Genomic DNA, 13,270 nt, shown 5'->3' with positions numbered 1-13,270 from the left:
TGGAGTGTTCTTAAGCCGCCAGCGCGGCGCGGACGCGCGGCACCAGCCCGCCGGCGGCCAGGATGGCGCGGACTTCATCGCCCAGCGGCAAGGCCTGCCACTGCATGCTGCCCTGCGCCACGGTCATGCTGTCCAGGTCGATGCGTGCGTCCTCGTCCGCCCGCAGCGCCGCCGCACCCTCGGGGCAAAGCAGCACGGGCAGGCCGAGGTTGACGGCGTTGCGAAAGAAGATGCGCGCCGCGCTGTGCGCCACGATGGCCGCGACGCCGGCGGCCTTGAGCGCGATCACCGCATGCTCGCGCGAGGAACCGCAGCCGAAGTTGCGGCCGACGGCCAGGATGTCGCCCGGCCGCACGCGCTTCACGAAGTCAGGGTCCAGCCCTTCCATGCAGTGCTGGCCCAGCTCCTCCGGCTTGCGCAGGGACAGGTAGCGGCCGGGCAGGATGACGTCGGTGTTCACCTCGTCGCCGAAGCGGTGAACGCGGCCCTGAAAGGTGCTCATGCAACGGTCTCCAGCATGCGGGCGACGTCCTCGGGCGGGACGATCTCGCCGGCCACGGCGGCGGCGGCGGCGACCCAGGCATTGGCCAGGAACACTTGGCTGTCCGGGTGCCCCATGCGGCCGCGATAGTTGCGGTTGGTGGTGGCGATGGCGGTTTCGCCGGCGGCCAGGATGCCCATGTGGCCGCCGAAGCAGGCGCCGCAGGTGGGGGTGGAAACGGCGGCGCCGGCGGCGGCGAAGACATCCAGCAACCCTTCCGCCAGCGCCTCGCGCCAGATCTTCTGGGTGGCGGGAACCACCACCATGCGGACGCCGGGGGCGATCTGCCGGCCGCGCAGCATCTCGGCGCATTGCCGCAGGTCGGTCATGGTGCCGTTGGAGCAGTTGCCGACATAGACCTGGTCCACCTTCTGCCCGCGCAGGGCACCGACCGCGACGCCCGAGGCCGGGGAGGGGGGCCTGGCCACCATGGGCGTCAGCGAGGAAAGGTCGATCTCGATGCGCTGGCGATACACGGCGTCGGGGTCGGCGGCCACGGCCGCGGCCGCCGGCACCCCGCGCTTGACCATGTCGGCCGTGGACGCCGCATCGCCCTCGAACACGCAGGTGTCGGCACCGGCCTCCACCGCCATGTTGGCCACCGCCATCCGCTCGTCGATCGCCAGCGCCGCCACGCCCGGGCCGCCGAATTCCAGCGCGGCATCGGCGGCGCCGTCCGAGCCGATGCGGCGGATCAGCTCCAGGATCACGTCCTTGCCCGTCACATAGGGGCCGGGCTGCCCGGTCAGCTCGACGCGGATGCTGTCGGGCACGCGCATCCAGAGCTGCCCCATGGCCAGGGCGCCGGCGAGGTCGGTGGAGCCGAAGCCGATGCCCAGGGCGTTGAAGGCGCCTGCCGTGCAGGTGTGGCTGTCGGCGCCGAAGACGATGGTGCCGTGGCCGACCATGCCGAGCTCCGCCAGCAGCGTGTGCTCGATGCCGCCGCGGCCCGGCTCGTAGTAATGGCGGATGCCGTGTGCCTTGGCGAAATCGCGCGTCAGGGCGATGGCGCCGGCCGCCACGATGTCCGGCGCGGGGGCGAAGTGGTCGGCCACCAGCACGATGCGCTCGGGGTCGAAGGGTCGGGCCGCGCCCATCCGATCGAACTGCTCGAAGGACAGCGGGCCGGACACGTCGTTCAGCAGCACCACGTCCGGGCGGATGGTGACGATGGCGCCGGCCGGGGCCTCGCCGCCAACCGCATGCGCGGCCAGGATCTTCTGCGTGATGGTGCCGTCCCGCATGGCGCCGCTCCCTCCATGGCAGGCCGCGGCGGGGCGCCGGGCGCTGCTCGTTTGCCGCCAGGCTGCGACCCGGCATATGCGCAAACGATAGCACGTCCCCGCATCGCGTAAAGCGCTTCCCTGGCGTCGGTCGGCGTGATTGCACCGCCAAGGCCCGGCTGCTAACGGCGCGGGCATGGATGACCGCCCTCCCGCCGGCCTTCCCGACCCGGCCGGGGCGCAGCCGGTGCGCGCCACGGTGGCCAGCCTCGCCCGCCGGGCCGGTGTCGCCGCGTCCACCGTGTCGCGCGCGTTGCGCGACGACCCGCGCATCTCGCCCAAGGTGCGGGAGCGCATCGTCGCGCTGGCCCAGGAAGCGGGCTATACGCCCAATGTCCTGGCCCGCACGCTGGTCAGTGGCCGCAGCGGCCTGATCGGGCTGGTGCTGGGGCCCGTGGACAACCCCTTCTATGCCGAGCTGATGCAGCAGACCGTGTCGCAGGCCGCCGAGCGCGGCTGGCGCCTGCTGCTGCTCCATGCCGGCCGCGGCCCGATCGAGGACGCGACCGCCGAGGCGCTGCTGCAATACCGGGTGGATGGCTGCCTGATCACCTCCGCCACGCTGTCGTCGCGCGCCGCCGCCATCTGCGCCGCCAACCGCGTGCCGCTGGTGATGCTGAACCGCGTGGCGCGGGAGCATGGCAGCGCCGTGTCCTGCGACAACATGGCCGGCAGCGCCGCTCTGGCGCGGCTGCTGCTGGACGGCGGGCACCGGCGCATGGCGGTGATCGCCGGCAATGCCGGCACCTCCACCAGCACGGAGCGTGTGGCGGGCTTCGCGCAGGCGGTGCAGGCGGCCGGGCTTCCGGCACCCCTGGTGCTGCCAGGGGGCGCCGGGCACCCGGAAGGCTTCGCGGCAGGGCAGGCCATCGCGGCCATGCCGGCGGCCGAGCGCCCCGACGCGGTGTTCGGGGTCAGCGACATCCTGGCCATGGGGGCCATGGATGCGCTGCGCGAGGCCGGGCTGACCGTGCCGGGGGATGTGGCGGTGGTGGGCATGGACGGCATCGGCGCCGCCGCCCGCCCGCCCTACCGCCTCACCACCGTGGTCCAGCCGCTGCCGGCGATGGTGGCGCGCGGGCTGGACCTGCTGCTGGCGCGCATCGGCGGCGCGCCGCTGGAGGACGAGATCGTGTCCCTGCCCGGCACGCTGGAAGTGCGGGGTTCGACGCGCTAGGGCGCGGCGGTGGCCGGTGCCGCCGCCGTGTCGATATGCGCGATCACGGACATGCCCGGCCGTAGCCGCGCCGCGAGCTCCTGCCCCTCGTCGATCGAGATCCGCACCGGCAGGCGCTGCGCCACCTTGGTGAAGTTGCCGGTCGCGTTGTCGGCGCGGATGACGCTGAATTCCGAGCCCGTGGCGGGCGAGAAACGCTCGATCCGCCCGCGCATCTCGGCGCCGCCCAGCGCATCGACGGTGAAGCGCACCGGCTGGCCGGGCTGCATGCCGGCGAGCTGGGTTTCCTTGTAGTTGGCCACCACCCAGCGGCGCGGCGGCACCACGGTGGTCAACTGTGTGCCGGCCTGCACGTATTGCCCCACACGGGCGCCGACCTCGCCGAGTCGGCCATCCTCGGGCGCCACCACACGGGTGTTTTGCAGGTCGATCTCGGCCAGGCGCACGGCGGCCTCGGCATTGTGCACGCTGGCTTCCAGCGTGGCGCGGGTGGCCTGGGTTTCGGCCAGGTTCTGCTCGGCCACCGTCACGGAGGCGCGCGCCTGTGCCAACCCGGCACGGGCCTGCTGCAAGGCCGCCTGGGTGGTCACCAGCGTGGCGCGCGACTGGATGTTGGAGGCGACCAGCGGCGCGATGCGGTCATTATCCGCGTCCGCCTTGGTCAGCACCGCCTCGGCGTTCTGCACCTGGGCGCGGGACACGGCGATGCTGGCTTCCCGCGTCTCGATGGTGACAGCGAGGTTGGTGAGATTGGCCTGAGAGGACGCCAGCGTGGCGCGCGCCTGCTCCAGCTTCTGCCGGTAGATGCGGTCGTCGATCTGGACCAGCAAAGCGCCCTGCTTGACCTCCATGTAGTCCTGCACCGGGATCTCGGTGACATAGCCGGCCACCTGGGGGCTGATCACGGTGACCAGCCCGCGCACATAGGCGTTGTCCGTCACCTCCTCCGTGGTGGTGAAGGGCGGTAGGCGCCAGGCGTGCAGCACCAGCAGCACGCCGGCGACACCGACCAGCAGCACCGGGATGGTGGCGCGGGACTTGAAGAAGTTCAGGCTCATGGGTGTGGATCTCAGGCGGGTTCGGCGGCGCGGGCGCGCAGCAACTTGAAGGCGACATGGCACAGCAGCAGCGCGATCGCGGCCAGCGCCAGCAGGGCAACGGCATGGAACACGTCGTTGTAGGCGAGCACGTAGGATTCGCGGGTGGCGGTCTGCGCCAGCAGCGCCGTTCCCTCGGCGCCGCGCAGCGTGGGGTCGCCCAGGGTTCCGGCATAGGCGCCGCTGTATTGCTGCACGCGCTGGGCCACCAGCGGGTTCTGCATCGTCAGCGATGACACCACGTGGCTGGAATGGAACTTCTCCCGGTACACCATCAGCGTGCCGAGGCCGGCCGAGCCGAGCAGGCCGCCGAAGTTCTGCGACACCAGGAACACCGCCAGAAAGCTTGGCAGGTACTGCATGCCGGTGCGGACCACGTGGGTGAAGCTCCAGGACATCGCGGCCGGCAGGAAGATCGCGGCACCGAAGCTGATCAGGCCCTGGGACAGGTACAAATCATGCGGCCGCGTCAGGCTGGTGGCATGGCTGTCCATCCAGGCGCCGACCGCGATCATGCTGAGCGCGATCAGGTGGATCAGCTCCGCCCGGTCCGGCTGGTTGAACGGTGCGACGCACAGGTAGCCGGCGATGGTGGCCAGCGATATCACGGTGAACAACCCGATCATGTGGTCGTTCAGGAAGCCGAGGTTCTGAAAGAAGCCGACCACGCCGCTGGTCTGCTCGGCCAGCACGAAGCGCGCGATCAGCATGGAGCCCGCGAAGGTGATCATGGCCCCCGACGACAGCCAGCGCAGGTGCAGCAGCGGCTGCTTGCGGTTCAGCTCGATCACCAGCACCAGCGCCAGCACGCCGATGCCGGCGGCCAGCGTTACGCCGACCCAGGGCGCCTCGGTCCACCAGTAGTAGCGCCCGACGGTGAGCGCGACCGAGATCAGCCCGGCGCCCAGCGCCAGCAGCGGCAGGCTGATGGCGTCCATGGCATCGAACACCTTGGCGCGGGGCGGCGGCGTGATGGGTACCAGGTGCACCACCGTCAGGCTGAGCAACGCCAGCCCGAGCTCCAGCATGTTCAGCCCGTGCCACAGCCCCACCTCCAGCAGGTGTGGCGAGATCACCCGTGCCAGCGGCGTGGCCAGCGAGGTGCCGAGCAGCCCGAGGCAGATGCCCGTGGTCAGCCGGCGGGCCGGGGGGAACGGTTCCAGCATGTATAGGAAGGCCAGCGTGCCGAGCGGGGCCGTGGCGAAGCCGGCGACGGCGCGCAGCACGACGGCCGCATTCAGGTCATTGGTGAACAAGTGCAGCAGCGACACCAGGGCGAAGGCCGCCAGCCCCAGCTTCGCGAACAGCCGGATGCCGTATTGCGTGCGGAACTTCCACAGCATCAGCGTGGCGGTGACGCTGGTGGAGGTATAGGCGGCGGTAAGCCACAGCGCCTCGTTTGTGGTGGCGCCGAACTGTGCCTGCGCCGCCTGGATGTTGACCGCGACCAGGTTGTTGCTCAGCCCGGAGGTGAGGCCGAACAGCAGCGAGCACAGGAAGAACCCGCACACGCGCAGCACCCCGCCTTCCGGCGGCGGCACGGTATCGGGCACGGCGGCCGCGGTGGTGGCGCTCATGACCGGGCTTCCGTGGACAAGGCATCAAGGTTGGCGCTGATGGCGCGCAGCACGTCCAGCGCCGTGGCGAGCTCGGCATCGTCGATGCCCTCCAGCACGCGTTCGCGCAGGCGAGCGGAGATCTCCACCACCTCGTCCGCGACGGGGCCGGCCGCGGGGGTCAGCGCCACGCGGTTGGCGCGGCGGTCGCCAGGGGCGGGCAGGCGGGTGACCAGGCCCTGTTGCTGCAGGCCGTCCAGGAGGCGCACCAGCGTCGGATGTTCGATCGACAGGGCAAGGGCGAGATCGCGTTGCGGCAGCCCCTCCGGTTCCGGCGCCAGCACCGCCAGGGCCCGGGCGCGCGCCAGCGTCTGGCCGGAAGCGCGCAGCTCGCTGTCGAAATGGCTGCGCCAGCGGAAGAACACGCGGCGCAGCTCAGCCCCGAAGGCTTCGTGAACGGGCATGGACACAACGGTTCCTGTAGCAAGCTAACGTTAGCATGCTAACTAAGGCTTGCGTTGCAGTGCGGCAAGCGCCGAAGCCATGCGCTGAGGCCCTGGCTGACCGGCGATGGGCGGGGCGGGGTGACAGCATCCGGCGGGGAACCTAAGTCTGCCGCATGCCCGACAGCCTGTTTCCCGCGCCCCACCCGTTTCTGCAGCATTGCCAGGCGGCCCTGGCGCAGATGCGACAGGAAGGCCGCTACCGAAGCTTTGCCGCGCTGGCCAAGTCGCGCCGCGACTTTCCGCGCTACACGGACAGCACGGGGCGGCGGATCACGGTGTGGTCATCCAATGACTACCTGGGCCTTGGCGGGTCGGACGTTCTGGCCGCGGCCGCCACGGCGGCGATCGAGGCACATGGCGTCGGCTCCGGCGGCACGCGCAATATCTCCGGCAACACCCCGCTGCACGAGGCGCTGGAAAGCGAGCTCGCGGCGCTGCACGCCAAGCCCGCCGCCCTGGTCTTCACCTCCGGCTACGTGGCCAACCAGGCGGCGCTGGGCACCATCCTGAGCAGCATGGATGGCAACTGGCACGTGTTCTCGGACGAGAAGAACCACAACTCCATGATTGCGGGCATGAAGAACGCCCGTGCCAAGAGCATCTTCCGCCACAACGACGTGGCCCATCTGGACGCGCTGATGGCGGCCGCCGGCCCCGGTGTCAACAAGCTGGTAGCCTTTGAATCTGTCTACTCCATGGACGGCGACATCGCGCCGCTGGCGGAGCTCGCAGCCACGTGCCGCCGCCACGGGGCGCTGAGCTACCTGGACGAGGTGCACGCGGTGGGCATGTATGGCGCGACGGGCGCGGGGGTCGCGGAGCGCGACGGCGTGCTGGACCGCATCGACATCGTGCAGGGCACCCTGGCCAAGGCCCTTGGCTGCCATGGAGGCTACGTGGCGGGCCCGGCCGAGGTGATCGACTTTCTGCGTTCGGCCGCCGCGGGCTTCATCTTCACCACCTCGCTGCCGCCGGCGCTGGCCGCGGCGGGCCTGGCCAGCGTGCGGCATGTCAAGGGTGCCACGGCACTGCGCGAGCGGCATGCCGAGCGCGCAGCGCGCCTGAAGGCGGCCTTCCAGGCGGCGGGCGTGCGGCCGATGCCCTCGGCCAGCCACATCGTGCCGGTGCCGGTGGGCGATGCCGCGCTGTGCCGCGAAGTCAGCCGCCTGCTGCTGGAAGAGCACGGCCTTTACGTCACGCCGATCAACTACCCCACCGTGCCGCGCGGCACCGAGCGGCTGCGCTTCACCCCCACGCCGCGCCACGATGACGCGGACATTGCGTTCGCCGCGCAGGCCGTGGCAGCGGTGCTGCGCCAGGTGGGACTGCTGCCCAACGCCCCCTGACGCATGGGCGGCCGATGGCTGAGGCGTGACAAATGCCCCATGCCCCGTGGCGACCCTTGTTGCGATGTTGCAAAGCTGCGCTGGATGCCTGGCCGGGACAACATTCCCAGGCGGGCCCACGACCCGCCGGGACGCAGGAGCGCATCATGGACGCCTTTTTCCGCCCGTTGTCCCCGTTCTGGAAGATGATCGGCCGCAACCCCTACGCCTCTGCGCTGGTCTGCGCCGTGATCGCCGGGCTGGCGGCCTATGTGCACTCGGGCCATCTGGTGGCGCTGTTCGCCTGCCTCGGCTCGATGATCATCATGTACAAGGTGGAGGCCGACCATCCGGCGCAGGGCATGGACCTGCCGGTGGTGCCGCTGGGCTGAGGCGCCCTAGCCGGCGCCGCCGCCGGCGGGCAGCGGCACGATCTCGACCATCGCGGTGCCCTGCTCGCGCATGCCGAGCTGGGTGGCGACGCTGGGGCTGACATCGAGCACGCGGCCGCGGGTGAACGGCCCGCGGTCCTGGATGCTGACAATGGCGGTGCGGCCGTTTTCTAGGTTCCGCACCTGCGCCCGGCTGCCGAGTGGCAGGCTGCGGGACGCCGCCATGTTGGAGTTGCGGTCGAATCGCCGGCCATTGGCCATGCGCCGCCCGTGAAAGCGGTTGGCGTAGAAGGATGCCCGGCCCCGCTGCGGCTTGGCGACCTTGGGGCCCTGCTGCGCGCTGCTGACGCCGTGGCTTGTCCGCTCGCGGCTGGACGCCGGCTCGCTGCCGCCCGCCAGGGCCAGGACCAGCCCGACCGCCAAACACCTCATCACCCGCATCGCCGTGCTCCCCTGCGTCTCCTCGCGTCGCAAGAGGGTGATGACGCAGGTTGGCCGGCTGATTCAACCTTGGCCGTTTCCTCAGGCCCGCAGCGAGGGCGTCCGGCGGTCCGCCACGGAGCGGCCGGGGCGCGGCGGCGGCGGCACCCGTTCGCGCCCCCCGACGGCAACAAGCAAGTTGGCGACGAGCAAGCCCAGCAGCAGCCCCGCCAAGCCATAGGTCGCCCCGGCCAGCGACAGCACGACCTGTGGCACATGGGTGTCCAGCGCGAGGCGCAGCACGGCGCGGACCTCGTCACCACCCGATGGCCAGTCCCACGCCGCCTGCACCGGCCGCAGCAAGGCGGGGCGGGCGCGAAGCCGGGCTTCGGCCTCGCGCAGCTGCTGCTCGCGCCGGACCGAACCTGCGAGGCCTTCCGCGTTGGCGGGCTCCGGGCCGCGCAGCGCGTCGATCGCGGCGCCGTCGGTGAGGGTGCCGTCCCAGCGGTAGAACTGGCCGGCGACCTGCTTGCGCTGGTCGATGTCGCGCCGCGCGCCTTCGGCCACCTGCAGCAGCGCGGTGCCGTAGGAGGCGGCCAGGGCGGGCAGCTGCATGGCGCCGATGGCCAGCCCCAGGCCCAGCCCCAGCCGCAGGAAGTCCGACAGCCACCGCCCGAGGAATCGCCGCATGCCCTGTCTCCCTGCCCAAGCGCCTCCCCATAGTCGCTGCGGCGGCGGTGGGCAAAGCCGGCGGCGCGGCTATGCTCCGCGCCGATGTCCAAGCCTCCTGCTGCCCCGCCCCGCCGCCCCGAGCGTGCCGCCACGGCCCATGACGTGGCGCGGCGGGCGGGCGTGTCCCAGTCGGCGGTGTCGCGGGCCTTCACGCCGGGCGCCAGCGTGTCGGCCGCCACCCGGGCGCGGGTGGAGGAAGCGGCGGCGGCGCTGGGCTACCGGCCCAACCTGATCGCACGGTCGCTGATCACGCGGCGGTCCAGCATCGTGGGCGTCGCCGTGGCCTATCTGGACAATCCCTTCTACGCGGCGTTGCTGGACGCCCTGTCCGTGGCGCTGGAAGCCACCGGGCACCGCGTGCTGCTGTTCACCGCCCGCCCCGGCGCCAACACGGACCCGATCCTGGAGGAGGTGCTGCGCTACCGGGTGGATGCGCTGGTGCTGGCTTCGGTCGGCCTGTCGTCGCGCTTTGCGCGGGAATGCCGCCAGGCGGGGGTGCCGGTGGTGCTGGTCAACCGCCGCAGCGAGGACGATGGCGCCGCCTGCATCACCGGCGACAACGCCGGCGGCGCGGCGCTGATCGCGCGCTTTCTGGCCGCCGGCGGGCACCGGCGGCCGGCGTTTCTGGCCGGGCTGGAAGACGCCTCCACCAGCCGCGAGCGCGAAGCGGGGTTCGCCACCGAATTGGCGGCGCTGGGGTTCGGCCCGCCGCTGCGCGCGGTGGGGCATTACGACTTCGGGCGGGCGGAGGCCGCCACGCGCGTGCTGTTGTCCGCCGCCGCGCCGCCCGACGCGCTGTTCTGTGCCAACGACCACATGGGCTTCGCGGCCCTGGGGGTGGCGCGGCGGGAATTCGGCGGGCTGCCGGTGTCCGTGGTGGGGTTCGACGATGCCGGGCCGGCCGGCTGGGCGGCGCTGGGCCTGACCACCTACAGCCAGCCCTTGCGACCCATGGTGGACCGCGTGGTGACGGCCCTGATGCGCCAGATGCTGGCGCCGGACGAGGCCCCGCTGCGGGAAACCGTGCCAGGGGCGCTGCTGCTGCGCGGTTCCGCCCGGGAGCCGCATGACGGGGTTTCGTTGCAGGATGGCGAACGGGTCTGGCGCGGCTGAGCCGGCTGCGCTAGACTTCTTGCATACGTATGCAAAGACAGACGAGAGGACGTCCCATGGCCCAGTGGCTCAAGCGCGGCACCGATGTCGAGGCGGCGAAGACCGCGGACAAGCAGGTCCGGGAAACGGTGGAAGCCATTCTGCTGGACATCGAGGCACGCGGCGACGCCGCGGTGCGCGAGCTGTCCGTGCGCTTCGATAAGTGGGACCGGGACGGCTACCGCCTCAGCTCCTCGGAGATCCAGGACTGCATGGGCCAGCTCAAGGACCGTGACCTGGAGGACATCGCCTTCGCGCAGAAGCAGGTGAAGAACTTCGCCCAGGCGCAGCGCGACGCCTTCAAGGACGTGGAGGTCGAGACGCTGCCGGGCGTCGTGCTGGGCCACAAGAACGTGCCGGTCAACTCCGTGGGTTGCTACGTGCCGGGCGGCAAGTACCCGCTGCTGGCCTCCGCCCACATGTCCGTCATCACCGCCAAGGTGGCGGGCGTGCCGCGCATCATCACCGCGGCCCCGCCCTACCAGGGCAAGCCGGCGCCGGCCATCGTCGCCGCGCAGCACATGGCGGGCGCGGACGAGATCTATTGCCTGGGCGGCATCCAGGCGATCGGCGCCATGGCGCTGGGCACGGAAAGCATCGAGAGCGTGGACATGCTGGTCGGCCCCGGCAATGCATTCGTGGCCGAGGCCAAGCGCCAGCTCTACGGCCGCGTCGGCATCGACCTGTTCGCCGGCCCGACGGAAACGCTGGTGATCGCCGATGAGAGCGTGGACGGCGAGATGTGCGCGACCGACCTGCTGGGCCAGGCGGAGCACGGCCCGGACTCGCCTGCCATCCTGCTGACCACCTCCGAGAAGCTGGCGCGCGATACCATGGCGCAGGTGGAGCGCCTGCTTGGCATCCTGCCCACCGCCGACATCGCCCGGAAGGCCTGGGAAAGCCACGGCGCCGTGATCGTCGCGGAGGACGATGCGGAGATGCTGAAGATCGCCGACCAGATCGCTTCCGAGCACGTGCAGGTGATGACGCGCGACCCGGACTGGTTCCTGAACAACATGACCAACTACGGCGCGCTGTTTCTCGGCCCGCGCACCAACGTGGCCTATGGCGACAAGGTGATCGGCACCAACCACACGCTGCCGACCAAGAAGGCAGCGCGCTACACGGGCGGCCTGTGGGTCGGCAAGTTCCTCAAGACCTGCACCTACCAGCGGGTGCTGACGGACGAGGCCTCGGCGATGATCGGTGAATACTGCTCGCGCCTGTGCGCGCTGGAAGGCTTCATCGGCCATGGCGAGCAGGCCAACCTGCGCGTGCGCCGCTTCGGCGGCAAGAACGTGCCCTATGGCGCCGCCGCCGAATGACCGCCGCCGTGAAGGTCGCCGTGATCGGCACGGGGCTGGTGGGCAGCGGCTGGGCGGTGGTCTTCGCCCGCGCCGGCTGCGACGTGGCGCTTTATGACAGCGTGCCCGGCGCGGCGGAGCGGGGCAGGGAGGTGGTGGCGCAGCAGCTGCGCGACCTCGCGGCCCACGGGCTGATCGCCGAGGCGCCGGAAGCGGTGCTCGGGCGCGTCAGCGTGGCGCGGGACCTGGCCGATGCGCTGTCCGGCGCCGCCTATGCCCAGGAAAGCACCTTCGAGCGGTTGGACGTGAAGCGCGAGGTCTTCTCGGCCATCGATGCCGCGATCGGGCCGGACACGCTGGTCGGCTCCTCCTCCTCCGGCATCCCGGCCTCGGCCTATACCGACCACGTGGCCTGCCGGTCGCGCTGCCTGGTGGCGCACCCGGTCAACCCGCCCTCGCTGGCGCCGGTGGTGGAGCTGGTGCCCGCGCCCTGGACGGCGCCCGAAACGGTGCGGTCGGTGCGTGCCCTGATGGAGCAGGTCGGCCAGTCCCCGGTGGAGATGACGCGGGAGATCGAGGGCTTCATCCTCAACCGCCTGCAGGGCGTGCTGCTGATGGAAGCATGGCGGCTGGTCGAGGAAGGCTATGCCACGGCCGAGGACGTGGACCGCACCGTCAAGGACGGGCTGGGCCTGCGCTGGGCCTTCATGGGCCCCTTCGAGACCATCGACCTCAACGCGCCCGGCGGCGTGGCCGACTACGCCCGCCGGCTGGGCCCGTTGTACCGGTCCATCGCCGCCTCGACCGCCGAGCACAAGGTCTGGGATGACGCGGTCATCGGCACGGTGGAGGCGCAGCGCCGCGCCGTCCTGCCGGCCGACGGCCTGGCGGAGCGCCGCGCCTGGCGGGACCGCCGGCTGATGGCCCTGGCCGCCCACAAGAAGGACGCCGAGGCATGACGGTGCAACTCCCCCGCACGCCATCCTTCCGGCTGGACGGGCAGCGGGCGCTGGTCACGGGGGCGGGGCGGGGCATCGGCCTCGCCATGGCCGCCGCGCTGGCCGAGGCAGGGGCGCATGTCACCCTGCTGGCCCGCACCGCGACCGAGATCGAGGAAGCCGCCGAGGCGATCCGCGCGGAAGGCGGCAGCGCCGACGCGCTATGCCTGGACATCAACGAACCGGCGGCCACCGCCGCTGTGCTGGCGGGGCAGCCCGCCTACGACATCCTGGTCAACAACGCCGGCACCAACCGCCCCGCCGCCTTCACCGAGGTGACGGTGGAGGATTTCGACGCGGTGCTGGACCTCAACCTGCGCGCCGCCTTTTTCACCGCCCAGGCTGTGGCCAAGCGGCTGGTGGCGGAAGGGCGGCCGGGCTCCATCATCCATGTGTCCTCGCAGATGGGGCATGTGGGCGGGGCGCGGCGCACGGTCTACTGCGCCAGCAAGCACGCGCTGGAAGGGCTGACCAAGGCCATGGCCATCGACCTCGCGCCGCACCGCATCCGGGTCAACAGCATCGGCCCCACCTTTATCGAGACGCCGATGACCGCGCCGTTCTTTCAGGACCCCGCATTCCGCGAAAGCGTCGTATCGCGCATCAAGCTCGGGCGTATCGGGCAGGTGGAGGAGCTGATGGGCGCGGTGGTGTTCCTGGCCTCGGCCGCCTCCTCGCTGATGACCGGCTCGGCGATGCTGGTCGATGGCGGGTGGACGGCGGAGTAGCGGCACCCCATCTCATGGAGCGACCCAGAGGAGGCCGCCGATGAACATCTGGCCTTTCC

Annotated in this window: 14 protein-coding genes; 7 read left to right on the top strand and 7 right to left on the bottom strand. The window is 71.3% G+C overall.

Translation table 11 applies throughout. The features are described from left to right. Positions 1–10: 10 nt before the first annotated feature. Both IAI59_RS19125 and IAI59_RS19120 read right to left on the bottom strand, forming a co-directional pair. On the bottom strand, positions 11–502 hold the full coding sequence (locus tag IAI59_RS19125) for a LeuD/DmdB family oxidoreductase small subunit (RefSeq protein ID WP_207415971.1): 492 nt from the start codon (positions 500–502) through the stop codon (positions 11–13). After that, positions 499–1,785 carry an aconitase/3-isopropylmalate dehydratase large subunit family protein gene (locus IAI59_RS19120; RefSeq protein ID WP_207415970.1) on the bottom strand — a complete coding sequence of 429 codons (1,287 nt, stop codon included), beginning with the start codon at positions 1,783–1,785 and terminating at the stop codon, positions 499–501. Before IAI59_RS19120 ends, IAI59_RS19125 begins: the two co-directional genes overlap by 4 nt. Positions 1,786–1,960: 175 nt before the next feature. Here IAI59_RS19120 and IAI59_RS19115 point away from each other — a divergent pair, with 175 nt between their 5' ends. Continuing rightward, positions 1,961–3,001, top strand: a complete 1,041-nt coding sequence (locus tag IAI59_RS19115) for a LacI family DNA-binding transcriptional regulator (protein ID WP_207415969.1) — start codon at positions 1,961–1,963, stop codon at positions 2,999–3,001. On the opposite strand, the gene IAI59_RS19110 is transcribed toward IAI59_RS19115, so the two are convergent. From IAI59_RS19110 to IAI59_RS19100, 3 genes are read right to left on the bottom strand one after another with little or no spacing between them, the layout of a single operon-like run. After that, positions 2,998–4,059 carry an HlyD family secretion protein gene (locus IAI59_RS19110; RefSeq protein ID WP_207415968.1) on the bottom strand — a complete coding sequence of 354 codons (1,062 nt, stop codon included), beginning with the start codon at positions 4,057–4,059 and terminating at the stop codon, positions 2,998–3,000. The genes IAI59_RS19115 and IAI59_RS19110 overlap by 4 nt on opposite strands. Positions 4,060–4,070: 11 nt before the next feature. Beyond that, the gene (locus tag IAI59_RS19105; RefSeq protein WP_207415967.1) at positions 4,071–5,675 is read right to left on the bottom strand and encodes an MFS transporter; all 1,605 of its coding nucleotides are present in this window, start codon (positions 5,673–5,675) and stop codon (positions 4,071–4,073) included. Beyond that, a complete protein-coding gene (locus IAI59_RS19100) occupies positions 5,672–6,118 on the bottom strand; it encodes a MarR family winged helix-turn-helix transcriptional regulator (RefSeq protein ID WP_207415966.1) in 447 nt (148 codons plus the stop codon). Before IAI59_RS19100 ends, IAI59_RS19105 begins: the two co-directional genes overlap by 4 nt. 155 nt (positions 6,119–6,273) lie before the next feature. Here IAI59_RS19100 and hemA point away from each other — a divergent pair, with 155 nt between their 5' ends. Then, positions 6,274–7,506 carry a 5-aminolevulinate synthase gene (hemA, locus tag IAI59_RS19095; protein WP_207415965.1) on the top strand — a complete coding sequence of 411 codons (1,233 nt, stop codon included), beginning with the start codon at positions 6,274–6,276 and terminating at the stop codon, positions 7,504–7,506. Positions 7,507–7,652: 146 nt separating this feature from the next. After that, positions 7,653–7,877 (top strand): hypothetical protein, encoded by a 225-nt coding sequence (locus IAI59_RS19090; RefSeq protein WP_207415964.1) that lies wholly within the window; start codon positions 7,653–7,655, stop codon positions 7,875–7,877. A 6-nt stretch (positions 7,878–7,883) separates the two neighbouring features. Here the strand turns inward: IAI59_RS19090 and IAI59_RS19085 are convergent, their stop codons facing one another. After that, positions 7,884–8,318, bottom strand: coding sequence for a septal ring lytic transglycosylase RlpA family protein (locus IAI59_RS19085; protein WP_237181236.1), 435 nt, complete (start codon positions 8,316–8,318; stop codon positions 7,884–7,886). 81 nt (positions 8,319–8,399) lie between these two features. Further along, the gene (locus tag IAI59_RS19080) at positions 8,400–8,987 is read right to left on the bottom strand and encodes a DUF2937 family protein (RefSeq protein WP_207415962.1); all 588 of its coding nucleotides are present in this window, start codon (positions 8,985–8,987) and stop codon (positions 8,400–8,402) included. An 84-nt stretch (positions 8,988–9,071) separates the two neighbouring features. Between IAI59_RS19080 and IAI59_RS19075 the strand changes: the two genes are divergently transcribed. Genes IAI59_RS19075 through IAI59_RS19060 form a run of 4 tightly spaced genes read left to right on the top strand, consistent with a single transcriptional unit; the run spans position 9,072 to position 13,211 of the window. Then, a complete protein-coding gene (locus tag IAI59_RS19075) occupies positions 9,072–10,142 on the top strand; it encodes a LacI family DNA-binding transcriptional regulator (RefSeq protein ID WP_207415961.1) in 1,071 nt (356 codons plus the stop codon). A gap of 56 nt (positions 10,143–10,198) precedes the next feature. Beyond that, positions 10,199–11,506, top strand: coding sequence for a histidinol dehydrogenase (hisD, locus tag IAI59_RS19070; RefSeq protein WP_207415960.1), 1,308 nt, complete (start codon positions 10,199–10,201; stop codon positions 11,504–11,506). Beyond that, positions 11,503–12,444: a 3-hydroxyacyl-CoA dehydrogenase gene (locus tag IAI59_RS19065; protein ID WP_207443884.1), complete on the top strand. Its 942-nt coding sequence runs from the start codon at positions 11,503–11,505 to the stop codon at positions 12,442–12,444. The genes hisD and IAI59_RS19065 overlap by 4 nt, the downstream gene beginning before the upstream one ends. After that, positions 12,441–13,211, top strand: coding sequence for an SDR family NAD(P)-dependent oxidoreductase (locus IAI59_RS19060; protein ID WP_207415959.1), 771 nt, complete (start codon positions 12,441–12,443; stop codon positions 13,209–13,211). The genes IAI59_RS19065 and IAI59_RS19060 overlap by 4 nt, the downstream gene beginning before the upstream one ends. Positions 13,212–13,270 lie beyond the last annotated feature (59 nt).

The organism is Roseomonas haemaphysalidis (genome assembly GCF_017355405.1).
GTDB classification, from domain to species: domain Bacteria; phylum Pseudomonadota; class Alphaproteobacteria; order Acetobacterales; family Acetobacteraceae; genus Pseudoroseomonas; species Pseudoroseomonas haemaphysalidis.
Note: the sequence above shows the minus strand (reverse complement) of the source record. Positions and strands in the feature narration are given on the sequence as shown.

Bases quoted from the DNA above. Each gene is read 5' to 3' on its own strand.
- hisD (WP_207415960.1), top strand. From the start codon at position 10,199: ATGGCCCAGTGGCTCAAGCGCGGCACCGATGTCGAGGCGGCGAAGACC.
- IAI59_RS19060 (WP_207415959.1), top strand. From the start codon at position 12,441: ATGACGGTGCAACTCCCCCGCACGCCATCCTTCCGGCTGGACGGGCAG.
- IAI59_RS19120 (WP_207415970.1), bottom strand. From the start codon at position 1,785: ATGCGGGACGGCACCATCACGCAGAAGATCCTGGCCGCGCATGCGGTT.
- IAI59_RS19065 (WP_207443884.1), top strand. From the start codon at position 11,503: ATGACCGCCGCCGTGAAGGTCGCCGTGATCGGCACGGGGCTGGTGGGC.
- hemA (WP_207415965.1), top strand. From the start codon at position 6,274: ATGCCCGACAGCCTGTTTCCCGCGCCCCACCCGTTTCTGCAGCATTGC.
- IAI59_RS19105 (WP_207415967.1), bottom strand. From the start codon at position 5,675: ATGAGCGCCACCACCGCGGCCGCCGTGCCCGATACCGTGCCGCCGCCG.
- IAI59_RS19080 (WP_207415962.1), bottom strand. From the start codon at position 8,987: ATGCGGCGATTCCTCGGGCGGTGGCTGTCGGACTTCCTGCGGCTGGGG.
- IAI59_RS19110 (WP_207415968.1), bottom strand. From the start codon at position 4,059: ATGAGCCTGAACTTCTTCAAGTCCCGCGCCACCATCCCGGTGCTGCTG.
- IAI59_RS19100 (WP_207415966.1), bottom strand. From the start codon at position 6,118: ATGCCCGTTCACGAAGCCTTCGGGGCTGAGCTGCGCCGCGTGTTCTTC.
- IAI59_RS19085 (WP_237181236.1), bottom strand. From the start codon at position 8,318: ATGCGGGTGATGAGGTGTTTGGCGGTCGGGCTGGTCCTGGCCCTGGCG.
- IAI59_RS19075 (WP_207415961.1), top strand. From the start codon at position 9,072: ATGTCCAAGCCTCCTGCTGCCCCGCCCCGCCGCCCCGAGCGTGCCGCC.
- IAI59_RS19115 (WP_207415969.1), top strand. From the start codon at position 1,961: ATGGATGACCGCCCTCCCGCCGGCCTTCCCGACCCGGCCGGGGCGCAG.
- IAI59_RS19090 (WP_207415964.1), top strand. From the start codon at position 7,653: ATGGACGCCTTTTTCCGCCCGTTGTCCCCGTTCTGGAAGATGATCGGC.
- IAI59_RS19125 (WP_207415971.1), bottom strand. From the start codon at position 502: ATGAGCACCTTTCAGGGCCGCGTTCACCGCTTCGGCGACGAGGTGAAC.